Here is a 24,791-nt window from a genome sequence, read left to right as displayed (position 1 = left end):
ATGAAAATGTGTTTATTAATTCAGGTTGCCGTTTTCAGGATCAGGGCGGCATCTTTATTGGGGATGGGGTTCTGATCGGTCACAATGTGGTGTTGGCCACCCTCAACCATGATATCAATCCGCAAAAACGCAGCGACATGTTTCCGGCACCAATCCGAATTGGGAATAATGTCTGGATTGGTGCCCAGGCCACGGTGCTTCCTGGGGTTACCATTGGTGATGGGGCCATTGTTGCGGCCGGAGCGGTGGTTACCAGAGAGGTACCGGCTAATGTGATTGTCGGTGGAGTCCCGGCCAAGATCATCAAAAAAATTGAAGTTAATCAGGAATAAATTGCGTATTAGCAAAAAAATATTGGAGGGAAAAATGATTTATCTGGATTTTCAAGACAAAAAAATATCGGCATTGGGTTTTGGGGGGATGCGCCTCCCCACTATTGGAGAAGGCTTTAGCGCCCCGGTAAATGAGCAAGAAGCGGCAAAGATGGTGGAGGTTGCCATCAAGAATGGCATCAATTATTTTGATACAGCCTATGGCTATCACGCCGGAGCATCCGAGCGGGTATTGGGACAGATTCTTAGCAACTATCCCCGGGACAGCTATTATCTGGCCAGCAAATTTCCCGGCTATGAAGTCAGAGAAAGCTGGGATCCCAAAGCCCAGTTTGAGGAACAGCTGGAAAAATGCGGCGTCGATTATTTTGACTTTTATCTGATCCATAACGTCTATGAGAGAAACATTGAGGTCTATTTTGACGAGCGTTGGGGAATTGTGGAGTACCTGATTGAGCAGAAGAAAAACGGCCGGATCAAGCATCTGGGTTTTTCAACCCATGGACTGAAGCCAACCATTGAGCGTTTTATTGAACGCTATGGCGAGCACATGGAATTTTGTCAGATTCAGTTGAACTATCTGGATTGGAAATTACAGAAAACCAATGAAATCTATGAGATGTTGGTCGAAAAGAAGATTCCCATTTGGGTGATGGAACCGGTTCGGGGTGGGGCCCTGGCCAATTTTGACGATGAAAAAACGGCCAAGCTCCGTGAATTGCGACCAGATGAGAGCTCGGCCGCCTGGGCCTTCCGCTTTCTGCAGGGATTACCCGGTGTGGTAGTGACCTTGTCAGGGATGTCAACGCTGGAACAGGTAGAGGAAAACATCAAAACCTATGAAATGTTTAAACCGCTGACTGCGGAGGAACAATCAGTAGTTGCGGAAATCAGAGATAGTATGCTGGCGATGCTGCCCTGTACGGCTTGTAAATATTGCTGTTCCGAGTGTCCCCAAGAATTGGATATACCGACCCTGCTACATCATTATAATGACCACAAATTCCAGCCGGGCTTCATCGCCCCGATGGCGATTGCCGGAATGGATGAAGAAAAGCGCCCGGGTGCCTGTATTGAATGCGGTCAGTGCAAACAGGTCTGCCCCCAGAATATTGATATCCCCACAGCTTTGAAAGATTTCCAGAAGATGCTGGATGAAGGTTCGGCCTGGGGTTGATGCATTTTCAGATTGACAAAAGCGCAGCTGATGAAGTTGATGGATCAGCAGAATAAAAAATAAAATGTTTAGAACCATAGTTATTGGTGTTAACATATTATTCGAGGAGAAAAAACATGAACGATAAGAAAATTTTAGTAGCATATTTTTCAGCAAGTGGGGCGACTGCTAAAGTCGCTAAGACACTCGCCCAGTCGGCCAATGCCGATATGTTCGAAATCAAACCCCAGGTACCTTATACACAGGCAGACCTAAACTGGATGGATAAAAAAGCCCGCAGTACCATCGAAATGAAGGATAAAAACTCCAGACCAGCAATTGCCGAGAAGCTTTCGAATATGGATGACTTTGATGTGGTATTTTTAGGCTTCCCAATCTGGTGGTATGTTGCGCCAACGATAATCAATACGTTTCTGGAGCAATATGATTTGGCCGGAAAGACCATTGTTCTGTTCGCCACATCAGGTGGCAGTCGCTTTGGAAAGACCGTCGCCAACCTCAACGGCAGCTGTTCTGAAACAACAAAGATGATTGAAGGAAAGATTCTCAATAGCAACGCTTCCAAAGATGAACTGACTGCCTGGGTGGCGAGTCTTTAATAGTTGTGAACTTTTAGACGATCCGGACTGGCGCAATTAAAAAATAGCGGTTAAAAAAGCCGGATATATAAGAAAAAATTTGGAAAACTGTGATTATTAAATAAATGAGCACAGTTTTCTCACAATTATCAGATATGATCAGAATTTGAAATGGCTGTATATGAATAATTTCGACACGGGTAGACCGATATAAATTAATCAAATCGGAAATGATGAAAGCGCATGACATGGTCTATGGGGTCAACAGTGAAGCCGGTCAGACAAACTTCTGGTTTGAGTATAATCAATACATGCCTGATCCAGTAGCCCTTGATCAGGCATGTATTGATCTTATCTATAGTGCCGAAGGCCGGGAGTCGTTGGTGAATTGAATTGAAGATCGGAATGGACTTCATGTCCTGGAAAGTGCAGAACAGATTGGATTGGGAACCCGTTCGTATCAGCTTGAAAGGCTTGCAGACTAAGCCAGGAAGTCGAGATTGATTTTTTAAAAGTAAGAGCTTGCCGGAAGAAAAGAAATCGACCGCTAAAATCGGTCGAAAGGAGAAAAAATGAAAGCGCTGATCTTCCCTGGTGAAAACAAATATGTCGAATTCAAATCAGACTATACAAAAACGCTGTTAAAAACAGTCAGTGCGTTTGTAAATTATCATGACGGTATTATCCTGATCGGGATAGATGATAACCGGCAACTTGTCGGAGTCAAAAATGCCAATCAGATGCGCCTCAATTTGGAAAACACAATCAATGATGCCATTGAACCGAGGCCTTATTATGAAATAGCAGTCGAAACACATGAAGGCAAAGAAGTAATCTTAATTCGTGTTTATAAAGGCGAAAACACACCCTATCTTTATGATAAAAGAGCTTATAAAAGACTTGATACAGCCAGTGTCCCGGTTGATCGGAGTGCTTTCGAAGAGTTGATTCTGTATGGCAAAAATTTAACTTTCGAAATGATGAAGTCTGAAGATCAGGAGCTTTCTTTTTCGGTTTTAAACAGACAACTGAAAAATCGATTAAATCTAAGTAATATTACAGAAGATCTTTTAATTACGCTGGAACTGAAGGTAAAAGATCAGTATAATAACGCAGCAGCGCTTTTATCTGATAATAATCCGATTAAATATTCAACACTCCAGCTGATTGCATATAACGGAACAGGGGTCACAGAAATAAAGGATCGGCAAACGCTTGCCAATCAATCCATTCTGCAACATTTTGATCGGGGTATTGACTTTTACCACAAACACATCAATCAGGCTGAATTTATTAAAGGTGCTTATCGGGAAACACGGGCCGGGGTTCCACTTGTTGCTTATCGTGAAGCGCTGGCAAATCTGATTGTACACCGGGATTATTCAAAAAATGCTGAATTGAGGGTTGAAATATTTGCAGATCGCATCGAAATTATATCCCCGGGAGGATTGCCCATTGGCATTAACGAGGAAGAATATATTTCTGGGAGGATTTCAGTTCCGAGAAACCGAATTATTGCCGACATCTTTTTAAGATTGCATATTATCGAAAAATTGGCAACGGGAATCCGACGGATCAAGGAGTACTATCAGAATTATCCTGTCGAACCCGGATTACACATTTATGAAAATTCTATTTCGGTGATGCTTCCCAACGTTGATCAAAAAAATCAGGGCGATTTGCTTAAAATTAAATACATGGATCAATTAACGTTCAATGAACAGAAGATTGTTCAATTACTTGAAAAGAATGAGGTAATGACGCGGCGTGAAATTGAACAGGCGCTGAATTTACAAAAATCTCAGACAAATGAAATTCTGAATCAATTAAAGGGGTACCATCTGCTGATTCAAGTGGGAAGTGGCCGGTCAACCGCCTATAAACTCAGATCATCATAAACCTTAAATGACAGTGATACATTTGATATGATGATGCCATCATTATTTATAAAAGGAGCTTAAGAAATAATGGAACTTCGTGTCCTGAGTTATTATCTGACGGTGGTCAGAGAAGAAAACATCTCGAGAGCTGCAGAAATTTTGCATATCATGCAGCCTACACTGAGTCGGCAGATGGCTCAGCTGGAAGAAGAGTTGGGAACCCAATTAAGCATGACCTCTGTGCTAGCCTGGAAAAAGTACAATCCTGTGTTCAGTGCGGCTGGGAAGTTCCTGGAATACTTCAAAACTATCCAATCAGTGCATATAAACATATAAAGTATAAGTATTAGACATATAACTGAATAATCATTAAAATGAAAGTGTATTTGGGAGCGGGATAAGTTTCGGATTACACTTTTTTTTATTTGTTTAAGGAGGAATGGTTTGAATCGAAAGAGAATTGGTTTAATTGGGGCGGCTTGTTCGTTTGCGGCAATATATGCGGCTTCGTCGGGGCCGATCCGATTTTAAAAATCAAGCCATTGCAAAAATCGCTGTTTCTGAAAACTTAATTATAGTATAATACCATCAAGAAATCGGTGTGTCCGAAACAGCTAATCACGGTTCGAAAAATAAACAGTATTCCAGAAGCATTGATGATTAAGGTTTGGAGTTTTTTTATGAGTTTGATTTTGAAAGAGGAGCAAAGATATGAGTGTTGAATTAAAACAGGGGTTAACCTTCAGAATGGCGGAAGAAAAGGATGTCCGCCTCATTCTTTATTTTATAAAAGAACTGGCCAACTATGAAAAAATGCTCGACCAGGTCGTTGCTACTGAGGCATTACTGACAGAATGGCTGTTTGAAAAGAAAACAGCGGAGGTCATTTTCGCAGAGCTTGAAGGAAAGGAAATCGGTTTTGCATTATACTTCCATAATTTTTCAACATTTTTGGGACAAGCCGGGCTTTATCTGGAAGATTTATATGTTCTGCCAGCGTACCGAGGCAATGGTTATGGAAAAGCAATTCTAAAACAGCTCGCCAAAATCGCCGTTGAACGAGGCTGTGGTCGTCTGGAGTGGTGGTGTCTTGACTGGAATCAACCAAGTATTGATTTTTACCTGTCGCTTGGGGCAAAAGCAATGGATGAGTGGACGGTCTACCGGATCACCGGGGAGACGTTATTAGAAATGGCAAGTAACGCAGTTAAATAGTTAGCACTACCATCTGACGCTTTCAGATCCACAGTCAGCAAAAACCATGAAGCCTCTTTGGCTCCATGGTTTTTGCTTCTTTTTAGACACGGGTTTTTGATAATATTGGTCAGCAAAACTGAAAACTCAGCCCAAATTTTTTTTCATTTCCAGTTTTTTCAACTCAAATTTCTTTTTATAGTAACAAGCATAAACCTGGGCGTTCTGCTCCTGCTGTTCGCTGACAGAAAGCAAGCGGCATTTGTTAATTACCATCATCTGCCCGGTAAAAATGAGATAGATATCTTCCACGTCGCGCAGCATTTTATTGGGATCCGATAATTGATTGATTGTTTCTTCAGCTAAAATTGATAGTTGTTTTTTTATTTCAGCATCTGATAACTTCACTGATAAATCGACCTTGTTGTTATTTTTTTGGGGAAGATTTGTTGAGGTGCTTAAAGGCGCTTCTGCAGATGTTGGGGCTTCTAACGGCGCTGGAGATTCAGCGGCTGCCTCTTTATGGGGTTCTTTTTTCTCTTTTTTTGTTATTTTTGTACGGCCATGATATTCGTCTCTTGTGATTCGCAAGATTGTTACCTCCAATATTGTTTAGGAATAGGTTTATCCAATAAAAATTGATGTTTAAAATTCGAATTGATAATTCTTATATTCTATCACTTTTTATCCAAAATGACTATTGCTAAATTCAGCGAGACCTTGTCTATGGCAAAAAGCAAAGGAAAAGCTGGTTACTGATTTTAATTTATAGGATCAGCAGCAATTCTTTTTATCCATTTTCGACTCTTCAATCGATAAATACACCAGACCGCTTTGATAATCTGATCAATTTTCAGTAGCGCATAGATCCAAAATGCGGGTAAATGCCAGACCAAACCAGCCAATGCGCCAAGCGGAATCGCGGCAGCGCATAAAGAAATGATGGAGCCGATAGCGGATCTTTGTATCAACAAAAAATAAGTAAACGCAAATAACCGAAAACTCGACAATCCGAGCAATAAGAGTGGATAGAGCAGAGCCCTCAATGCCCATCCGGGGGGCTCCGAAATTCCCGAATATGAACAAATAGTTAAAGAAAATATTGATAATAAATGCAAAAATCGACGAAATTAAGGGGAGTCGGACCTGCCCGACGCTTCGTAGCACAATGGTGGATGTCAGCGAAAGTCCTAAAAGCAGATAACAGGGAACGGCCCATTTAAAATAGCGCGCGCCTTCCCGGATAATTTCGGGATCAGTTGTATAAATACGCATGATCGCTTCCGGGGCAAAAAAGGTCACCAGCGAAAAGAGCAGCGCAAAACCAAGGCAAATTCGAAGCATGATGGTGATGGATTTTCTCAAAGCTTCCTGGTTTTTCATCCCCCAGAAACGGGAAGTGAGGACCGAAGCACCCATGCCAATCCCCATGCAACAGATTTGAAAAACCATAATGAACTGATTGGCCACTGGATAAGCGGAGATGAAAAGATCGATCTCAGGAAAATGGCCAGAATTAAAGCTCAGGAAGGGGAAATATCCAAAAAATAAAAACAACGGTGCTCCGACGAGACCGTTGCTTTCATGAAAGGTTAGAATAGTTTAAGTGTTTGATGATGCTTTGCTTATTGATAATATACAATGAAATACTTAAGAGTATCTTGAAATGATTCTTGATTAAGAATTCATTAAGAAATGCTAATATAGATGTTGATGATCAGTTATGGAAAAACAGAAAGGTAGTTGATTTGTTTTTTTATCATGAAGGATTATTTTTACAAAATACGGGCAACATATTAAAGAAATGTTCGACAATCAAAGCCATTTATATGCTATAATGGCCTCGTATAACTTTATTCTGATCGAGCAATTTTGTTTGCGACTAATCATTTTACAATGATTGGCGGCACAATTTGTTTAATAACCAAAAAATTAAAAATAGATCGTTTAACTGTGCCATTGGAATCAGTTTATTATGGCAGAAAAATAGGCCAGTGAGAGAGTGCTTAATGAATAATCAACATTTTGTTAATAAGGCTTTTCGTGTATTTGTCATTAACAGTATCCTTTCCTCGGCAGGAGTGGTTTTGGGAACCTTTGTAGATGCCATCATTCTGGGAAATGCCTTTGGCGCGGTTGGACTGTCGATACTGGCAGTTTCAATGCCGGTATATACGGTTTACAACCTGCTCGGCTATGCTTTTGGGGTCGGTGGATCCCTGAAAGTATCGGAGTCGATTGGTGCTGAGGATAAGGACGGGGTTAAAACCTATTTTACTCAGGCGATGTTTTTTGCTGCGGCAACAGGTCTGGTTATTGCGGTTTTGGGAATGTTCTTTCTGCCGACGATTATTGGGCTTACCGGGGGGGCCGGAATTGCCGCCGCCGGAGATTATATGTGGCCGATCATCATCACCGCCCCGATATTCATTCTGGCGCCGGTGATGTCCCTGTTGATTCGCAGTGACGCCGATCCGTTTCTGTCTACCCTGGGTATCAGCGTATCGGTGGTAGTAAATCTGGTGCTGGATCTCGTCTTCATCTTCGGTTTGAACATGGGGGTGTTCGGTGGGGCACTGGCCATGGTTATTGGACAGTTGGGTGCGATAGTCGTTTACTCAATTCACTTTTTTAAAAAGCATAATCACCTTAAATTATGTCAGACTTCCCTTAGCCCGAAAGCTGGCTATCAGCTTTTTCAAGGCGGCTTCGGGATCGCCTCGGCCTTTATTTATCAGGGGATCACCCTTGTTGTCATCAATAATCTGTTGAGTGTGACAGTGGGGGTCGGGGGACTGGCGGTTTATAATATTCTTTTTAATGTTTCCCTGTTTGCCTATGCTATATTTGATGGCATTTCATTAGCGCTGGCGCCCCTGGTGGCAACTTTTGCCGGGGAAAAGGATACCGAAGGGGTTTATAAAACCATGGGCCTGTCATTAAAGACAGCGGTTTTTCTTAGTGTCTTATGTGTCCTGATTTTACTTATCTTCGCCGAACCGATTGCGTCGATGTTTGGGGTAGCCGACAATCTAACCCTGGTGGCCCAGACCATCCGGATCTTTGCTTTCGGGGTAGTCCAAACCTGCTTTAACTGTGTCGTGGCTCATTTTTATCAGACCATTAAGCGGCCAACCCTGGCGGGGATTATCTACTTTATGCGGGGATTTTTACTGCCCGTTGCTTTTTCGGCCTGGTTCATTCCGGTTTTTGGTGTTCTGGGTACGGCGTTAGCGATTGTGGCAGCGGAAACGGCAACCATGGCAATCCTGCTCCTGGCAGCGCTGGTTATTAAGCAACAGGGCGGGTACCGAAATATTTTATTGTTTAGAGAACCCATCATCGCGAAGGATAAAATATATGAAACGACCCTTTCTTCGGATATTAAAGAGCTGGAAAAATGTGTCGAGGAGATCGAAGCTTTTTGTGAAAGGCTGGATATTGACAGCAAGAATGCGTATTTCATTAATCTGACCATTGAAGAATTGGCGGCCAATATTATTAATTTCGGCTTCAATGATGGGAAACCCCATTATATTCATATAAAAATTGCGCTATTTGAAGAGGATATCTACATTCGGCTCCGGGATGACAGCACCAGCTACAATCCCTTTGAAGAATCAGAAAAACCCGATGAAGCCCTCGATTATCTGGGTGTAGCGATTGTTCGGAAGAAAGCAAAATCCTTTGCATATAATCGAACGCTGGTATTTAATAATCTGCTTATAATTCTGTGAAAAAGGTGGCAAGTATGAAAGAACAAAAAAGTATACGTCGAATCAGTTTAAAAACCAAGTTTGCAACAGCCAGTATGATTTTGGCACTGGTCTTGAGTCTGGTAATTGTTCTGATTTCTTATTTCAGTTATCGGGACTCGATGTTTAAACGATACGAAGAAAATATTGCGTCATTGGTGAAAACCGCTTCAGTCTTTGTTCCGGTGGAAAAAATCAATCAATATTATGAAACGGGTCAGACCGATGCAGATTATGAACTGCTCATCAAAGAGTTTCAGATTATTCAGGAACAGAATCAGCTGGAATATCTTTATGCCTATGAACCAACCGCAGAAGGATTTAAGGTGTTTGGTCAGGGAACCAAACCCGGGATGGCAGGTCATTTTGAGCTTGGTGATTTTCTGGGAACAGACTATTATCCGCAGGAAGATATTGATGCAGCCAACAAATTATTTACCGATCCAGACGCTCCTAAAGTAGTGATTACCAATGAAAGTGAGTTTGGTTATCTGATTTCGGCGTTTAATGTGTTAAAAGACAGTGAAGGGAATCCGGTTCTGGTGGTAGGAGCTGATATGTCGATGAAGGATATCAACTCGACCCTTTTTAATTATATTATTCTGGTGTCCTCAATAGCGGCACTGATTTTAATCCTTTTTATTACAATTTACCTGTTGTTTCTCAACAAGTCTATCATTGATCCCTTGCAGGTGATTGTGGATAACGCGACAGATTTTGTTAATACCAATATTGATGATAATCTCAGTGAGATTGTGGCTTTAAATATTGATGTAAAAACGGGTGATGAAATCGAAATACTGGCTGAAGCTTTTAACAAGATGACCAGTGACATTATCCGCTATATTAAAGAGCTGACCAGCGTTACCTCCGAGCGGGAGCGGATTGAAACCGAGCTACGGATTGCCACCCTGATTCAGGAAGGCATGCTGCCCCGGAACTTTGAATATCCCGACAGACATGAATTTACGCTTTATGCATCGATGCGGGCGGCCAAAGATGTGGGCGGCGATTTCTACGATTTCTTTTTTGTGGATGATGATCACTTCTGTATCACCATTGGCGATGTGTCCGGAAAAGGAGTTCCGGCTGCGCTGTTTATGGCGATGACCAAAGCGACGGTTAAAGATCTGGTGCTCAGGCGTTTACCCGTCGATGAGGTTATGACCGAAGCAAACATAAACCTATGTAACAACAACGAACAGGGTATGTTCGTTACCTTACTGATTGCCATAATTAATGTTAAAACAGGGGTATTTCAGTGGTGTGATGCCGGACATGACCCGGCGATTATCTGGAAAAAAGATGGCACGGTTGAGATGCTGACCGGTAAAAAAGGCTTTGTCTGCGCCGGCATGGAAACCGCCAAGTACAAGATGAATGAATCGCAAATTGAAAAAGGGGACATTATCTATCTTTATACCGATGGGATTCCCGAAGCTAATAATACCCAAAATGAGTTTTACGGACTGGAGCGTTTGAAAACTTTGGTTGCTTCAAAAGAAGAACACGATATTAAATCATTGTGTGCTGACATCTTAGCAGATGTCGATGAGTTTGCAGATACGGAACCGCAGTTTGATGATATCACGATGCTCGGATTTAAGTTTGAGGCGTAGCAAGATGGATATAATTATCAGAACTGGTCAGGAATTGTCGGTAGAAGATTTTGAGTCAACGCTGGACCTTGACCGTAAGATTTTTGGAGATGAGATTGTGACCAACCAGGGGATGGCGGTAAAACGGTTTTTAAAGTTTAAAGAAGGACTTATTGCGGCTTATACCGGGAATACGCTGATGGGCTTTATCAGTTTTTTTGGGGTCGCTGCTTCAGTTTATCAGCGGGCCGTATTTGAACAGGCGTACATTGACGATAATCTTGATGTCAGTGACGTTTTACCACTGGAAAAAGGAAAAACAAACGATATTTTGATATTAGATTTGGCAGTTGATGAATCCTTCCGGCATCATGGCATCTCAAAGCAGTTACACGAGACGCTCTGGGATTATCTCCGGCAAAAACATAATCAGGGCTATCTGATTGAGCGAATATTCTGTTTTGCAATTACAGCTGAAGGACACCAAAGCATGTTATTTCTGGGTGCCAGAGCGATCTGGTCAAAAGATGGTATTACCCTTTTTGAACTGGGAAAAGAAATATTTATGGCGCGCTGATGGAATACGATAGCAAAAATTTCAGCGACTGCTCCATATATCTGGAGAACAGTAATGCTCAGGGCGATAAGATTTTTGATGAGAAGTTTGGCTTTCATGCGATCAAAAAGATTGATGTGATGGGCATCTCAGTGGATTTGTTAACAAACAGTAAAGGAGATCAGATAATATGAAGAGATTGACTGTTAATGCATCAACAGATAACCTGCCTAAGGTACTCGAATTTATCGATACCGAATTGGAGACAGCGGGGGCCAGTATGAAAATGATATTTCAAATTGATCTTGCTGTAGAGGAGATTTATGTAAACATCGCCCACTATGCCTATGCCCCGGATGACGGCAACGTGATCATTCAATTTGATTCCTATGGGGAACCTCCGCTGGTGGAAATTCAGTTTATTGACCGGGGGAATCCATTTAATCCTCTGGATAACCCGGATCCGGACATCACCTTGACGGCTGAAGAGCGTCAAATCGGCGGATTGGGTGTATTGATGGTAAAAAAGAGTATGGATGAGGTTGACTATCGTTTTGAAGAGAACGTGAACATATTGACAATTAAAAAACTGGTGTCCTAGCTAAGATAAGAATTTTTTAAAATTGCTGCAAACAAAAGCTGGGTGCTGGATTTTTATTAGGATGAACGTGGAATACGATTAGCTTTTTTATATATCGATTTAACCAGTAAACAAAATGGAGGATACTAATGAAAAGAGTTTTTATAAGCATAGGCATACTTATTACCCTATTTCTATCCGGGTGTAACCAGACGGCTGCCACCCTTCCCCCAGTTGAAACTGCCAAAATAGGAACCATGATCGGTACAGTCAGTGAGATCATTGCTCCTGACCAGTATCCCGATGCGAAAATCAGTCGTTTTAATAATTATGTGGACGAGTCGGCAGCACTGATGTCCGGAAAAATCGACTATGCCATCATGGATTATGCATCAGCCAAAAATTATACCAAGAATAATGACGAGGTTGTTATTTTACCGGATCCCTTAACGGATGAGGTAACGGCTATGGCTCTGAACAAAACAAATACTGAGTTGAATCAGAAAATCAATGTGATTCTAAACCGCTTTCTAAGTGACGGCACCATGGATGAAATCATCGCTCACTGGTTTCCGGAAACCGGAGCGGACTATGAAATTGCGGCTGTTCCTAAAAATACCAGCGGCCCGGTACTGAAGGTAGCAGTTACATCGCTGACTGAACCCCGCTGCTTTGTTAAAGACGGCGAGCTGACCGGAATGAACGTGGAGCTGATGGATCGAATTGCGGCTGAATTGGGCATGCAGACCGAATATCAGGATATGGATTTTTCGGCCATGATCGACAGTTTGCAATCCGGGAAAAGCGATGTGATCGCAGCGATGTATGAAACCCCGGAGCGGTCAGAAAAGGTTGCTTTTACAGCGGGTTATTTTCCAAACCCACAGGTATTCGTCGTAAGGAAGGACAGAATTGAGGAAGTGGACAATGCTCAGTAAAAGTCGGATTTTCGCCTTGCTGATAGGTCTGTTGGTGATGTTGCTGAGCGGTGGTTGTGCAGCCCAAGATGAAGCGAAAATCAGCAGCACCAGTGACTTGAACCAGGCCGGCTATATTATCGGTGTTCCGGAAGGAACACCCCCGGAAGAAGTCGCTAAAGAGTACATGCCCGATGCCGAAATCTCGTATTTCACCCAGTTTATTGATGGCGTGGCCGCCCTCAAAAGTGGCAAGGCTACGGCGGTTATTTATGACAGCTCCGGGGTTGACCGGATTCTGCTCAGTAATCCCGATCTGGTTAAGCTGCCCGAGGAACTTGGTAATATTGAAATTGCTACCGTGGTGGGATTGAATAATACGGCCCTTAATGACCAGGTCAATGCCTTTATCAAACAGATTCATCAGGATGGCACCGCCGACGAAATGGTGACCCGCTGGATTGATAATATTGGTGGGGTGATGCCGGATATTTCCAAGCCCCAGAACCCGGACAAGAAGTTGACAATCATTACCAATGGTATGACGGAACCGATGAATTATTACGAAAATGGCGAGCTTACCGGCTATGATATTGAGTTTATCAAGCGCTTCGCCAATTACGCCAATTTCGATTATGAAATCATCACCATGGATTATGCGGCGATGATCCCGGCCCTCCAAAGCGGCAAAGGCGATATCATCATTTCTGACTTCTTCAAAACCGATGAACGGGGTCAGGAAGTGCTCTACAGTGATGCCTACGTGGTGCTGCATAACAGTGTCCTGGTGCGAAAAAGCATGTATTCCGGAAGTATCGAGAATGTTGCGGGCACGGTTGCGACCAATCAAAGCCAGACAGGTACGGGTAGTTTTTTTGCCTCGTTGCAGGACAGCTTTAACAAAACCTTTATTGTTGAAGACCGCTACAAGCTGGTGTTAGAAGGGCTTTGGACAACCATTGTCATTTCAATGCTGTCGCTGTTCTTTGGTAGCTTGCTGGGCGCCCTAATCTGTGCGATGCGCAAGTCCCGCTTAAAGATCGTGTCCGGGCTGGCGATTGTTTATATCCGGCTGATTCAGGGGGTACCGATTGTGTTAACCCTGATGATCCTCTATTATATTTTGTTTGCGTCAGTGGATATTGATCCGATCCTCATTGCCGTGGTGGGTTTTTCGATTAACTTTGCCGCCTATGCGGCGGAGATCTTCCGAACCGCCATTGATGCCACCGACAAGGGACAGCTGGAGGCAGCCTATGCGCTGGGATTTACCAGGGTGTCCAGCTTTTTCAAGGTCACCTTGCCCCAGGCCCTGCGTCACATTCTGCCGATTTTTAAGGGCGAATTTATCAGCATGGTCAAGATGACCTCGGTGGTGGGCTATATTGCCATTCAGGATTTGACCAAGATGACGGATATTATCCGAAGCCGGACCTTTGATGCCTTTTTCCCGCTGTTTGTGACCGCGTTTATCTACTTTGTGATCACCTACCTGTTTATAATCGTGCTGGGGAAAATTGAAGTTCAGGTCGATCCTAAACGCCGAAAACGGGTGATCAAAGGGATTGTTGATCCTGAAGCGAGTGTAACGGAGGTGGTAAAATGATCACGATCAATGGTTTATCCAAAAGTTTCGGCACGTTACAGGTGCTGGAAAATATCAGCACCGAGATAAAAGAAGGCGAAGTGATTTCAATCATCGGGCCATCAGGCTGTGGGAAGTCAACCTTTCTGCGCTGCATCAATTTGCTGGAAACCCCCACCAATGGCGAGATCATCATTGATGGCCAGAATATTCTGGCTAAAAATGCCAATGTCTCCGGTCTGCGTCAGAAAATGGGGATGGTGTTTCAGTCTTTCAACCTCTTTTCCCATCTGATGATCATAGAAAACCTGATGTTGGGACCCGTGAACTTATTGAAGGTGCCCCGGCAACAGGCCTATGATGAAGGGCTGGCCTATCTGGAAATGGTTGGGCTCCGGTCAAAAGCCCTGGCCTTTCCCGATGAATTATCCGGCGGCCAGAAACAGCGGGCGGCAATCGCCCGAACCCTGGCAATGAAACCGGAGATTGTCTTGTTTGACGAACCCACCTCGGCTCTGGATCCCACCATGGTCAGTGAGGTGCTGGGAGTTATCCGCAAGCTGGCGTCAAGTGGGATGACAATGATGATTGTGACCCATGAGATGAAATTTGCCCGGGACGTCTCCAGCCGGGTGTTTTATATGGATGAAAAGGGCATTTACGAAGACGGATCGCCGGCAGAGATTTTTGACCATCCCCAGAAGGCCAAAACCCGCGCGTTCATCCGAAAAATTTCATCCTTTGAATATACAGCGGCGGGCAGTGGCTTTGACCTTTATGAACTCAATGCCAGAATCGAAACCTTCCTCAAAAAGCAGATGTTCACCGATCGCCAGATTATGAATGTCCAACTGGTTTGCGAGGAACTGGTCCTCGCGATCCTGCTCCGGGCTTTTCCCAAGGCCAACGTCGCACTTGTGGTGGAATATTCGGACTTAAGCGGCGAGGTCACCATCCAGGCCGACTTTGACGGCGAAGTCTATGAACTGGAAAAAGCCGCGGAAAATGAATTATCGCTGGCGATTATCCATACTTATGCTAAATCGGTTACCGTTACCCATGAAGCAGGCCGAAATACCGTGAAAATAATCATTTAACTAAATCGATTGAAAACAGGGGGATAATAAAATGGCTAACGTGTTTTCTTCCAAGGCTTTAGAGGCCAATCTTAATCAGACCCGGGAAACCAATACCGAAATCCCGGAGATCCAACAATGGTTCGGCGAATTATCAAAAGAGTATTGGGGAATCCATAAACGTACCCAGGAGTTTTTAATTGAACTCAATCATAAGTATCGCAACAATCGCTATGTCATTGAGTCGCTGCAGACTATTTGTCTGGGCGATATCTGGCTGTACCAAGATCTGGCAGAGTCCGAAAAGGCCTTCACCGTTCTGGTAGAGATGATCCGGTCAGTGCTGCGTTCCAAATTGAAAGACAACCAGCGGGCACTGCTTAGCCAGGTATTGATCCGCTTTATGGATCGCCTGGCCAGTCTTGACGATTTTCCCAAAGCAATTATTTTTTTGTGCATCGATGTTCTCAAAGAGGACATGGCGGAGCACGAACTTCTTTATGTCAAAAACTCCGGTGTTTTTAAAATTTATTTAAATAAGGTGGCGGCGGACCCCGAATTTACCAAAACTCTGGAAGTGATCACCGCAGACCTACTGGATCAGTGCATTGATTACTGGGAGCAGACCTCCCAGGCTGATGCATGGTTTGATTCCCGAAAAAAACTTTTTCCCCATATGAAAACTGAAGACATCCAGGACATCGGCCATGCCTATTTTGAGGATCTCAGAGCTCAGCGTCAGCAGGCCACCGATTGGGCTGAGCTTCAGCAACAACCTTTTTTCAATGATATCGCCAATTATTTTCGCAGCTTCTCAGAAAAATTCCCCACCCATCTGGAAACCATCTACTATTTGTATTATCTGTTGCATTTGCCCGGAATGGCAACCCTCAACGACCATCTGATCTACGATATCAACCGGAATCTGCGCAATATCTTTGATGAACTGGATTCCCAGGATATCACGGAATTTCTCAACACCATTATGGCCGAGTTTCAGGAACTTAATGTGGAGCATGGGGGCACCGTGCTAGATTGCATACTCACCCTCGGCAAAGAAATCATTGCCACCGGAGATGCCGCCAATATTGACTATTTCACCAAAGCGTTGATCAATCTGGGCTTCAACTACCCGGGGAAATTGAGTCTCAATGTCGACTGGCAGATTCTGATCGATTCCAATCATGTCAAAAATATCCGGGTGTGGCTGGAACTAATTGAAGAAAATCCCCGCGCCATGCGCGAACTGTTAGCCGCTCTGATTGTCAACCTCAAGCTGGGCGGAATCTTTATTTCCGACACTGATCTCTTTCAGCGGGATATCACCAAACTGCTTAACGGTGAGATCACGCCGGTTTACCGGGAAATTAAACAGCTGGCGCGAATATTTCCGGTGTATTTTCGGGAAATCGGGGCCGAGGGTGAGCTTCGGGATGTGACAACCGCCATTGATGAGGCCTCCCGTCGCAAGGACCGGCTGATCCATTTCATGCGCAAACAGATTCATATCGAAAGCAACAACACCCATATCGAGCTGGCCCGAAAAATCATCACCTACTGGTATGATGGCAACAAGGAACCGCTGAAAGAGATGATTCCTCAAGAAATCTATGAAGGTCTCGATCAGGACAGCAAATGGTTTACCCGGCCCCACGAAACGATGATCCGACTTTGTGAAGCATTACAAACGTCTCCTGTCGGGCTGCTCCGTCTGGATCTTGATGTGATCCGGGAGGTGTTGCACAGTTTTGGGCCAGATCAGACGCTGGATATCAAACGGATCATTTATATTTTCAGGGCTTATTTTCTGCTATTGGAAAAGTACTCCTTTGAATTTGACGATGTCCTGGCCATGCTCAGAGGTTACAGCCCCAACCTGACCGGGGATTTGAGCGAACTGAAACGAAGTCTGAAAAATGATGATAAGGAAGCGGCGATTCGCCAGATTTATCAGCACATGAACCATCTCAAAGCCATTATTCTGGATCCTCAACCCAGTGAAGCCTCCGAAAACATTTATTACAAGCGGCACATTGCGGCAGATATTCCCTCCATGTACGGCGAATATGTGGAGCCCAAGTTTGATGCCCTGGGTCTGATGTACCGGTTGGAACGGACCGTGGCCAAGCTGATGACTCAGGTCACCCAGCCCTTTAATGCGGAGTATATTACCGCCAAAACATTCAGGCAGATTTATCATATCCTGCTGCTGTTTAAAGATGGACTGGAGTTGGATGGCATTTATAATCAGGGGCTGAACTCCCATCTGGATATGCTTAAATTTGGGCTGGCCTCGCCCAGCTTTTCGATTCACCAGTACATTAATATTTTTCAGTTTATGGCCAACGATATCAAACAGATTATCAGCGAATACTTTTTTGATCTTTTCGAGGTCCCGATGCGGGTTATCATTCCCCAGGTGCTCGCTGCAAAGCAGGTCGAAATGGCCGGGGACAGTCGTAAATTCTATCATATCGAATCTGAGAAATTCCTGCGGGATAATCTGTCCACGGCCTTTCTGGTTCAGGATCTGGATAACTTTATCACCGATACCATCAGCGGACTGCGCAGCATGATGAAAAATTATTCCAGCAGCTTTATTGAAAGCATGATGACCTATGACCCGGATATTACCTTCAGCCTGCTGACCGAAAGCACCGCAGCAATTGATAACCCGGTTTTTCTGGGGGCTAAGGCTTACTTTCTGAAGAAACTGATCAGCTACGGATTTCATGTACCACCAGGATTTGTGATTACCACCGAAGTGTTCAGACATAAGGAAACCATCGAAGGCCACCCGGATATGATGCGGGACATGGATCTGCTGATTGAAAAACATATTGCATTCATTGAAGCAATTACCGGTCAGTATTACGGAAAAGCAGACAATCCGCTATTTTTCTCGATCCGCTCAGGCTCATCGATTTCACTGCCTGGCGCGATGAAAACATTTTTAAACGTCGGGATGAATGACGAAATCGCCGAAGCTTACAGTAAACGGGAGGGTTACGGTTGGACCGCCTGGGATTGTTACCGGCGCTTTCTGCAGAGTTGGGGGATGGCTTTTGGCATTGACCGGGATGTTTTTGACCGGGTGATGCTGGAATATAAACAACAATGGGATGTGGACCTGAAAATTAACTTTAGCCCCGATCAGATGAAGACCATCGCCTGCAGCTACAAAATGGTCTTAAATGACTACGGCATCGAAATCGAAATGGATCCCTTCCAACAACTGAAGCAGGCCATTCGCTCGGTTTTGGACTCCTGGTTCTCCGAAAGTGCGGTTTACTATCGCGATCATCTGCAGATTGCCGAGGACTGGGGCACCGCCGTGGTGGTCCAGAAAATGGTGCTGGGGAATCGTTCGAGCCGTTCCGGCACCGGGGTTATTTTTACCAGCAGCCCCTTTAACGGCTGTGCCGGGATTAATCTCTATGGTGATTTTGCCCTCTGCAGTCAGGGCGAAGATGTGGTTTCCGGACTGGTCAATACCCTGCCCATCAGCGAGTTGCAAAGGAAACGGGATTATCGGGACAGCAGTTTGTCGCTGGAGTCGGGATTTCCTAAGATCTACCAGGCCCTGATCCATTATGCCGGACGGCTGATTGAAGAATATGGCTTTGTCCACCAGGAAATAGAATTTACCTTTGAATCTGATAATCCGGAAGATTTGTATATTCTCCAGACCCGGAATCAGAACCTGAAAAAACAGACCTCCTTTTCCAGCTTTCTGCCAGCACCCCACGAAATGGAACTGGTCGGTCACGGCATCGGCATGAGCAGCGCGGTGCTGTCAGGACTGCTGGCCTTTGATATGGCGGATATGGAGGGTTTAAAACGAAACTGTCCCGAGGCCAAAATTATTCTGGTCCGGCCGGATACGGTACCGGATGATATTCCCTTGATTTTTGTCTGTGATGGGCTGATTACAGCCAAGGGCGGGGTCACCTCCCATGCCGCAGTGGCAGCCGCCAGCGTCGGTAAGGTCTGTATTGTTAAATGTAAGGGTCTGGTAGTGAATGATGCAACCAAAGAATGTACCATCAATGGGCATCGCTTTAAATCTGGCGATCCCATCTCCATCGACGGCGGGTTGGGGAATGTTTACAAGGGGAATTATGAGATTGGTGAGATCTAGGGATGGGAGTTAGTTTAAGAATAGATTACGGTATAACGAAAATGAGCGCGATTTATTATGATAGTTTTCGTTATATCGAAAACTATCATTGAAAACCGACTGGTGAGAGGATATAATCAAGATAAAAAGACAGGTGGTGGTAACAGATGATAAAGAGAGAAACATATTTACAGAAAATCAGACCTTTTTTTAATCAGAACCTTATAAAGGTATTAACCGGAATCAGAAGATGCGGAAAATCCGTAATGCTGGATCAGATTAAAACTGAATTGATGGATTTAGGTATTGAAAGCAATCAGATTATTGCGATTAATCTGGAGTCTGGGGAATGGTTGTTGAAAAATCAGGTTGAACTGCTTTACGATTATGTGAAAGTGCGCATCAATCAAACGAAAAAGAACTACCTGTTTCTTGATGAAATTCAGGAGATTAATGGATGGGAGAGAGCTGTTAATGCTTTTTTGGTCGATTTTGACATTGATATCTATATAACCGGATCAAATGCAAAATTGCTCTCGGGAGAATTGGCGACCCACCTGGGAGGCCGATACGTGGAATTTAGCATTTATCCTTTTTCGTTTGCGGAAGTTTGCGAAATCAAAAGGGATAAAGGGTTGGATGTCGATATACAGAAGGTTTTTCAAACCTATCTACGAATGGGCGGGATGCCTTTTATTTATGAATCCGACATTGATGAAAGTTCACAGAAAAAGTATCTATCAGATATATATGATTCGGTTGTGCTAAAAGATATCGTGGGCAGAAATAATGTCAGAAACATCGACTTACTTCAGTGGATTCTGCTGTTTTTGATGGCTAATATCGGAAATCCATTCTCATCATCAGCTGTGATCAAATTTCTAAAGAATGAAAAACGAAGTATTTCGCAGGAAACCATCTATAATTACATTAATTATTGCGAAGCCGCATGTTTTGCTCATTTGGTTGTAAGAGAAGATATTGTTGGTAAACAAATTCTGAAATTTCAGGAAAAAATTTATCTCACTGACCACGGATTCAGAGAAGTGGTTTATGGCAACAACGAACGGGATATTCAGCAGATTCTGGAAAACATCGTTTATTTGGAACTATTACGAAGAGGCTATGAGGTAAGAATTGGAAAAGTATCGACCAGAGAGGTCGACTTCATTGCAATAAAAGGCAATCAACGTGAATATTACCAAGTTTCCTATATTCTTGCAGAAGAAACCACCATTGAAAGAGAGTTCTCTCCACTAGAATCGATTACCGATAATTTTCCCAAATATGTGCTGACTATGGATGCCTTTGATCGAAGCCGAAATGGGATTAAACATGTGAATATTGTGGATTTTTTGTCGGGGGAGTATGAAGATTAGAACAAGAACGGAAGAATCTGCACAAACTCTACGGAGCGTTGATTGAATAAGTTCCATCGATCCATTATTATAGTTCATATGGAGGTAAGATTATGGATTGCACGAAGGTAGGCAAACTACTGAAGGCGTTGCGAAAAGAAAAAGAATTGACTCAAAAACAGGTTGCCGATCGGATGCGCATCAGTGATAAAACCATCTCCAAATGGGAACGTGGCCTGGGTTGTCCGGATGTATCCCTGCTGGGGGAGCTATCGGAACTATTTGAGGTAAATATTGAAAAAATACTTTTAGGAGATTTGGAACTGAATGATATGGAAACTGGAAATTTGAAACGAATAAAATTTTATGTTTGTCCAAACTGCGGAAATGTGATCAGTACGACTGGGGATGCGGAGCTTTCCTGTTGTGGACGCAAACTGGCTCCACTGGTGGCCAAACCGGCCGATGAAAAACACAGCGCGGTAATAGCTGATGACGATGGCGAATATTATATTACCTTTGATCATGAAATGAGCAAAACCCATTTTATTGCCTTTGTGGCCTACGTATCAACGGATCGATCTTTGTTTGTCCGGTTATATCCCGAGCAAACCGCAGCAGTGCGGCTGCCTAAAATGAGCGGCGGCAAGCTGGGCAAAAAGTTTGGCAGTAAGCTGTACTATTATTGCAGCAGTGATGGTCTTTGGGTATTATAAAAAAAATCTGACAGAAATGTCAGATTTTTTTTGCCTGGTTTTTATATCTTGACTTAATACTTTACTTAACGGCCGCAACATCCAGCTGCTGCCATTTATTCCCTAAAACCGGCGGAGTATAGTGGATCATCTGATTGACCAGGTCCCCGGGATCCGATGAGAGCAGCACCAGTTTGGTATTGGACGGGTTCATAAAACCTTCGTTGACAATGTTTTGCATCATCGCCATGAAGGAATCAAAAAAGTTGGAAATATTGAGAACCCCAATCGGTTTCTTGTGGATGCCGAGCTGCGCCCAGCTGAGGGTTTCAAACAATTCTTCAAAGGTCCCCACACCGCCGGGAATGGCAATAAAACCGTCGGATAAGTCGGCCATGGTCTGTTTGCGCTCATGCATGTTTTTTACTTCAATAAATCGGGTCAGGCGATCGTTAATCACTTCCTTGGGGAAGAGACCACCGGGCATAACGCCGGTGACGCGGCCATTGTTATCCAGCATATGGTTGGCTATTTCACCCATCAAACCAGTTTTTGATCCACCATATACCAATTCTATATTATTCTCGACAAGGACCAGACCCAGTTTTTTTGTAATTTCTTTGTATTCTGGACGAACACCCAGATTTGAACCGGAATATACGCATATTCTTTTCATTGCTGCTTCCTCCCAGGATCTTATAAAAAATTTAATGGATGCATCAGCAGAGACGCATCCAAAATCATAAGTTCTATTAAGATTTTTTATTATATCAAGCAGCGACCGATTTGACAAGCAGTGCCGGCGATATTAGTGCTTTGCTTAAGGTTTGCCAAGCAGGACAGAAACGGAAAATGTGAATTTTCTGGCTGATCAACCATAGTCCGGAACGTGGTGATCAAATTATGAAGATTTGGTTAAGATTTACGAAGAGCGTTGATATAATCGTTGTTGGATGCTATACTTTTTTCATGAAGGAAAAGGAGCGTGTTGATGAAATTGGATTACCGCCTCACTATTTTGGTCGGTCTGGGGTTTATGACCATTAGTGCATTTTGGAGCCTGTACGATTTTGTGATTCCAATGATTATGTTGAAAGCCTTCGAATTTGGAGACACAATGGCTGGGGTGATCATGTCCTTTGACAATGTGCTGGCCTTATTTATGTTGCCTTTGTTTGGGATGCTTTCTGACAATACCAGCACCAGAATAGGACGACGAATGCCCTATATTTTAGGCGGAACCGCAATGGCGGTAGTTTCCATGCTTTTAATACCTTATGCAGTGATGGCCAATAAGCTGATTTTATTCATTGTGGCCCTAGCTTTGGCCTTACTAACGATGTCTTTTTACCGCTCACCGGCGGTGGCCCTGATGCCGGATGTTACCCCTAAACCGCTGCGTTCCAAAGGGAATGCGGTGATTAATCTGATGGGGGCAGTTGGTGGGATTATGGTTTTGGGAATGGTGGCGCTGCTGGCCCCGGATAAAGATAATATTAACTACTGGCCCCTTTTTCTTGGCACGGCCGCAGTGATGGTGGTGGGTGTCGTTATTCTCAAAATGACAGTCAACGAACCGGATGCGGTAATAAAAATGCGTCATAACAGTGCCGCCTTTGGTATTGACGTCGAAGAGGCTGAGCATGATGAGACCCTGGTGACCCACGAAAAGTTGCCTAAAGAATATCGAAAGAGTCTGATCTTTATTCTCTTATCGGTAGCCTTATGGTTTATGGGATACAATGCCGTCACCTCGGCGTTTTCAAAATACGCCATGGTTTCGCTGGGGATGAAGGAATCCCAATCGGCACTCATTTTGATGGTCGCCAGTATTGCCGCTATTATTTCCTTTATTCCGGTGGGGATTATTTCCTCCAAGGTGGGACGCAAAAAAATCATTCTGATGGGTGTGGTAGTGCTGGCAATGGTGTTTGCCACCGCCGCTTTCTATAGTACGTTTAACCCGATGCTGTTTATATCCTTTGCGTTAGCCGGAATCGCCTGGGCGGCCATTAATGTCAATTCCCTGCCGATGGTGCTGGAAATGTCCAAGGGTGCCAACGTTGGCCGCTACACCGGTTATTATTACACCGCATCGATGGCGGCTCAGGTTATTACACCAATTATTTCCGGGGCGCTGTTAGAGCATCTCGGCTATCATACCCTGATGCCTTATGGTGCCTTGTTTGTCGCGTTGGCCTTTGTGACCATGATGATGGTTCAACATGGTGATTCCAAGCCCATTGCCCCGCGGTCCAAGCTGGAGGTTTTTGATGTGGCGGATTGATGAGAACGATTGGCTTAGCCAGGAAGGTCGACAATGATTTATTTGATACTGGTACTGATCGCATTAATGCTGCTTTATCTTTTTATCATTTCACCAGCTCGATTGCCGGGCCATTCCGATCCGGCTCTTTGGGAAACCAGTTATGCCCATCGGGGCCTTCATCAAAAAGACAAGACTGTTCCGGAAAATTCGCTGACGGCCTTTGCAAAAGCTGCTGAAGAAGGATATGGCATCGAGCTGGATATAAACCTTACTGCCGATGGAAAAGTGGTGGTTTTTCACGACGACAGTCTGCTTCGGGTTTGTGGGGTGGATAAATTGATCACCCAATGTCTGTCAGCAGAGCTTGCGGATTTTCGGCTGGAAAACACCGAACAAACCATTCCCTTATTAGCAGATGTGCTGAAACTTGTGGATGGGCAGGTTCCCCTGATTATCGAACTGAAAAACACCAAAGCTTGGCCGCAACTCTGTGTCAAAGCCGCCGAACTGCTGGCTGATTATGGGGGACCTTATTGCATCGAGTCCTTCCATCCCGGGATTGTCAGCTGGTTTTACAAAAACAAACCCGGGGTAGTAAGAGGTCAGCTTTCAGCGGGACACCAAAGTTTTGAGGGTACCCCCCGGTGGCAAAGCGTTTTGATTGCTTCGATTATGACAAATGTGATTTCCCGGCCGCATTTTATCGCCTATAAGCACCAGGATGCCCATCATCGCCTCCGTCTCCAGCTGTTTCGGCAATTAGGAGGGAAACTGGTTGGTTGGACGGTCAGGGATACCGATGATATCGTCGGGTGTATAAATTTTTTTGATGTGATTATCTTTGAATTTTTCAGACCTTAGTTACTTAAAACAAGATTTAACAGAAAATAGTCTAAATACTAATCTAGTTTTAATGATTGATTGAGAAAATAAAGGGGTAAATAAAGAAATACACGACAAAAATAGACGCTAATAAAAAAAGCAACGGTTAAGTTATTGCGAAACAGGTAAGCAGCGTAGCGTTTTCGCAATGGCTACTAAAATTTCAAGAGAAAGGAACTGATTTGATTTAGATTAACAGAAGAGGGTGAGCGAACATGACACTATATATCGTGGCAGGA

General features: G+C 43.9%; 20 protein-coding genes and 3 pseudogenes. 20 read left to right on the top strand and 3 right to left on the bottom strand.

What is annotated here, in order from left to right:
* Nucleotides 1–2: 2 nt before the first annotated feature.
* From ABGU93_RS12605 to ABGU93_RS12575, 7 genes and pseudogenes are all read left to right on the top strand, one after another.
* Nucleotides 3–332, top strand: a pseudogene (locus ABGU93_RS12605) (DapH/DapD/GlmU-related protein); the annotation flags it as partial.
* A gap of 34 nt (nucleotides 333–366) precedes the next feature.
* A complete protein-coding gene (locus ABGU93_RS12600) occupies nucleotides 367–1,509 on the top strand; it encodes an aldo/keto reductase (RefSeq protein WP_347413798.1) in 1,143 nt (380 codons plus the stop codon).
* 116 nt (nucleotides 1,510–1,625) lie between these two features.
* The gene (locus ABGU93_RS12595; protein ID WP_347413797.1) at nucleotides 1,626–2,108 is read left to right on the top strand and encodes a flavodoxin; all 483 of its coding nucleotides are present in this window, start codon (nucleotides 1,626–1,628) and stop codon (nucleotides 2,106–2,108) included.
* A 209-nt stretch (nucleotides 2,109–2,317) separates the two neighbouring features.
* Nucleotides 2,318–2,479 carry a hypothetical protein gene (locus ABGU93_RS12590; RefSeq protein ID WP_347413796.1) on the top strand — a complete coding sequence of 54 codons (162 nt, stop codon included), beginning with the start codon at nucleotides 2,318–2,320 and terminating at the stop codon, nucleotides 2,477–2,479.
* Nucleotides 2,480–2,659: 180 nt separating this feature from the next.
* Nucleotides 2,660–3,985: an RNA-binding domain-containing protein gene (locus tag ABGU93_RS12585; RefSeq protein ID WP_347413795.1), complete on the top strand. Its 1,326-nt coding sequence runs from the start codon at nucleotides 2,660–2,662 to the stop codon at nucleotides 3,983–3,985.
* A 69-nt stretch (nucleotides 3,986–4,054) separates the two neighbouring features.
* A pseudogene (locus ABGU93_RS12580) lies at nucleotides 4,055–4,195 on the top strand (LysR family transcriptional regulator); the annotation flags it as partial.
* Between the two features lie 483 nt (nucleotides 4,196–4,678).
* Nucleotides 4,679–5,182: a GNAT family N-acetyltransferase gene (locus ABGU93_RS12575; protein ID WP_347413794.1), complete on the top strand. Its 504-nt coding sequence runs from the start codon at nucleotides 4,679–4,681 to the stop codon at nucleotides 5,180–5,182.
* Nucleotides 5,183–5,308: 126 nt separating this feature from the next.
* Here ABGU93_RS12575 and ABGU93_RS12570 read toward each other — a convergent pair whose 3' ends face one another.
* Together ABGU93_RS12570 and ABGU93_RS12565 are read right to left on the bottom strand one after the other, a co-directional pair.
* Entirely contained in the window at nucleotides 5,309–5,752 is a 444-nt protein-coding gene (locus ABGU93_RS12570) for a hypothetical protein (protein ID WP_347413793.1), read from the bottom strand.
* Nucleotides 5,753–6,007: 255 nt separating this feature from the next.
* Entirely contained in the window at nucleotides 6,008–6,718 is a 711-nt protein-coding gene (locus ABGU93_RS12565; RefSeq protein WP_347413792.1) for an MATE family efflux transporter, read from the bottom strand.
* Nucleotides 6,719–7,170: 452 nt separating this feature from the next.
* On the opposite strand from ABGU93_RS12565, the gene ABGU93_RS12560 reads away from it, so the two are divergent.
* The 11 genes and pseudogenes from ABGU93_RS12560 (at nucleotide 7,171) to ABGU93_RS12510 (ending at nucleotide 21,422) form a co-directional block, all read left to right on the top strand.
* Complete coding sequence (locus ABGU93_RS12560) at nucleotides 7,171–8,898, top strand: MATE family efflux transporter (protein WP_347413791.1); 1,728 nt, start codon at nucleotides 7,171–7,173, stop codon at nucleotides 8,896–8,898.
* Nucleotides 8,899–8,912: 14 nt separating this feature from the next.
* A complete protein-coding gene (locus ABGU93_RS12555) occupies nucleotides 8,913–10,535 on the top strand; it encodes a SpoIIE family protein phosphatase (RefSeq protein WP_347413790.1) in 1,623 nt (540 codons plus the stop codon).
* Between the two features lie 4 nt (nucleotides 10,536–10,539).
* A complete protein-coding gene (locus ABGU93_RS12550; RefSeq protein WP_347413789.1) occupies nucleotides 10,540–11,091 on the top strand; it encodes a GNAT family N-acetyltransferase in 552 nt (183 codons plus the stop codon).
* Nucleotides 11,091–11,264 carry a hypothetical protein gene (locus ABGU93_RS12545; protein WP_347413788.1) on the top strand — a complete coding sequence of 58 codons (174 nt, stop codon included), beginning with the start codon at nucleotides 11,091–11,093 and terminating at the stop codon, nucleotides 11,262–11,264. The genes ABGU93_RS12550 and ABGU93_RS12545 overlap by 1 nt, the downstream gene beginning before the upstream one ends.
* Nucleotides 11,261–11,671, top strand: a complete 411-nt coding sequence (locus ABGU93_RS12540; RefSeq protein ID WP_347413787.1) for an ATP-binding protein — start codon at nucleotides 11,261–11,263, stop codon at nucleotides 11,669–11,671. The genes ABGU93_RS12545 and ABGU93_RS12540 overlap by 4 nt, the downstream gene beginning before the upstream one ends.
* Nucleotides 11,672–11,799: 128 nt before the next feature.
* The gene (locus tag ABGU93_RS12535; RefSeq protein ID WP_347413786.1) at nucleotides 11,800–12,588 is read left to right on the top strand and encodes a transporter substrate-binding domain-containing protein; all 789 of its coding nucleotides are present in this window, start codon (nucleotides 11,800–11,802) and stop codon (nucleotides 12,586–12,588) included.
* Complete coding sequence (locus ABGU93_RS12530; protein WP_347413785.1) at nucleotides 12,578–14,173, top strand: ABC transporter substrate-binding protein/permease; 1,596 nt, start codon at nucleotides 12,578–12,580, stop codon at nucleotides 14,171–14,173. Before ABGU93_RS12535 ends, ABGU93_RS12530 begins: the two co-directional genes overlap by 11 nt.
* Nucleotides 14,170–14,886: pseudogene (locus ABGU93_RS12525) on the top strand (amino acid ABC transporter ATP-binding protein); the annotation flags it as partial. The gene ABGU93_RS12530 and the pseudogene ABGU93_RS12525, both read left to right, overlap by 4 nt.
* Nucleotides 14,887–15,280: 394 nt before the next feature.
* Nucleotides 15,281–19,369 carry a PEP/pyruvate-binding domain-containing protein gene (locus ABGU93_RS12520; RefSeq protein WP_347413784.1) on the top strand — a complete coding sequence of 1,363 codons (4,089 nt, stop codon included), beginning with the start codon at nucleotides 15,281–15,283 and terminating at the stop codon, nucleotides 19,367–19,369.
* A 146-nt stretch (nucleotides 19,370–19,515) separates the two neighbouring features.
* Complete coding sequence (locus tag ABGU93_RS12515; protein WP_347413783.1) at nucleotides 19,516–20,727, top strand: ATP-binding protein; 1,212 nt, start codon at nucleotides 19,516–19,518, stop codon at nucleotides 20,725–20,727.
* 92 nt (nucleotides 20,728–20,819) lie between these two features.
* Nucleotides 20,820–21,422, top strand: coding sequence for a helix-turn-helix domain-containing protein (locus ABGU93_RS12510; RefSeq protein WP_347413782.1), 603 nt, complete (start codon nucleotides 20,820–20,822; stop codon nucleotides 21,420–21,422).
* Between the two features lie 61 nt (nucleotides 21,423–21,483).
* Here the strand turns inward: ABGU93_RS12510 and ABGU93_RS12505 are convergent, their stop codons facing one another.
* Nucleotides 21,484–22,077 (bottom strand): TIGR00730 family Rossman fold protein, encoded by a 594-nt coding sequence (locus ABGU93_RS12505; protein ID WP_347413781.1) that lies wholly within the window; start codon nucleotides 22,075–22,077, stop codon nucleotides 21,484–21,486.
* Between the two features lie 315 nt (nucleotides 22,078–22,392).
* Here ABGU93_RS12505 and ABGU93_RS12500 point away from each other — a divergent pair, with 315 nt between their 5' ends.
* Together ABGU93_RS12500 and ABGU93_RS12495 are read left to right on the top strand one after the other, a co-directional pair.
* On the top strand, nucleotides 22,393–23,688 hold the full coding sequence (locus ABGU93_RS12500) for an MFS transporter (protein ID WP_347413780.1): 1,296 nt from the start codon (nucleotides 22,393–22,395) through the stop codon (nucleotides 23,686–23,688).
* A 33-nt stretch (nucleotides 23,689–23,721) separates the two neighbouring features.
* Entirely contained in the window at nucleotides 23,722–24,531 is an 810-nt protein-coding gene (locus ABGU93_RS12495) for a glycerophosphodiester phosphodiesterase family protein (protein ID WP_347413779.1), read from the top strand.
* Nucleotides 24,532–24,791 lie beyond the last annotated feature (260 nt).

It is taken from the genome of Acetobacterium sp. (assembly GCF_039830195.1).
Taxonomy (GTDB): domain Bacteria; phylum Bacillota; class Clostridia; order Eubacteriales; family Eubacteriaceae; genus Acetobacterium.
The sequence above is the reverse complement of the archived record's forward strand: the minus strand, read 5'-3'. Positions and strand labels throughout refer to the sequence as shown.

What these genes read in the sequence shown, in the direction of transcription:
- ABGU93_RS12600 (WP_347413798.1), top strand. Translation starts at nt 367, where the DNA reads ATGATTTATCTGGATTTTCAAGACAAAAAAATATCGGCATTGGGTTTT.
- ABGU93_RS12595 (WP_347413797.1), top strand. Translation starts at nt 1,626, where the DNA reads ATGAACGATAAGAAAATTTTAGTAGCATATTTTTCAGCAAGTGGGGCG.
- ABGU93_RS12590 (WP_347413796.1), top strand. Translation starts at nt 2,318, where the DNA reads ATGATGAAAGCGCATGACATGGTCTATGGGGTCAACAGTGAAGCCGGT.
- ABGU93_RS12585 (WP_347413795.1), top strand. Translation starts at nt 2,660, where the DNA reads ATGAAAGCGCTGATCTTCCCTGGTGAAAACAAATATGTCGAATTCAAA.
- ABGU93_RS12575 (WP_347413794.1), top strand. Translation starts at nt 4,679, where the DNA reads ATGAGTGTTGAATTAAAACAGGGGTTAACCTTCAGAATGGCGGAAGAA.
- ABGU93_RS12560 (WP_347413791.1), top strand. Translation starts at nt 7,171, where the DNA reads ATGAATAATCAACATTTTGTTAATAAGGCTTTTCGTGTATTTGTCATT.
- ABGU93_RS12555 (WP_347413790.1), top strand. Translation starts at nt 8,913, where the DNA reads ATGAAAGAACAAAAAAGTATACGTCGAATCAGTTTAAAAACCAAGTTT.
- ABGU93_RS12550 (WP_347413789.1), top strand. Translation starts at nt 10,540, where the DNA reads ATGGATATAATTATCAGAACTGGTCAGGAATTGTCGGTAGAAGATTTT.
- ABGU93_RS12545 (WP_347413788.1), top strand. Translation starts at nt 11,091, where the DNA reads ATGGAATACGATAGCAAAAATTTCAGCGACTGCTCCATATATCTGGAG.
- ABGU93_RS12540 (WP_347413787.1), top strand. Translation starts at nt 11,261, where the DNA reads ATGAAGAGATTGACTGTTAATGCATCAACAGATAACCTGCCTAAGGTA.
- ABGU93_RS12535 (WP_347413786.1), top strand. Translation starts at nt 11,800, where the DNA reads ATGAAAAGAGTTTTTATAAGCATAGGCATACTTATTACCCTATTTCTA.
- ABGU93_RS12530 (WP_347413785.1), top strand. Translation starts at nt 12,578, where the DNA reads ATGCTCAGTAAAAGTCGGATTTTCGCCTTGCTGATAGGTCTGTTGGTG.
- ABGU93_RS12520 (WP_347413784.1), top strand. Translation starts at nt 15,281, where the DNA reads ATGGCTAACGTGTTTTCTTCCAAGGCTTTAGAGGCCAATCTTAATCAG.
- ABGU93_RS12515 (WP_347413783.1), top strand. Translation starts at nt 19,516, where the DNA reads ATGATAAAGAGAGAAACATATTTACAGAAAATCAGACCTTTTTTTAAT.
- ABGU93_RS12510 (WP_347413782.1), top strand. Translation starts at nt 20,820, where the DNA reads ATGGATTGCACGAAGGTAGGCAAACTACTGAAGGCGTTGCGAAAAGAA.
- ABGU93_RS12505 (WP_347413781.1), bottom strand. Translation starts at nt 22,077, where the DNA reads ATGAAAAGAATATGCGTATATTCCGGTTCAAATCTGGGTGTTCGTCCA.
- ABGU93_RS12500 (WP_347413780.1), top strand. Translation starts at nt 22,393, where the DNA reads ATGAAATTGGATTACCGCCTCACTATTTTGGTCGGTCTGGGGTTTATG.
- ABGU93_RS12495 (WP_347413779.1), top strand. Translation starts at nt 23,722, where the DNA reads ATGATTTATTTGATACTGGTACTGATCGCATTAATGCTGCTTTATCTT.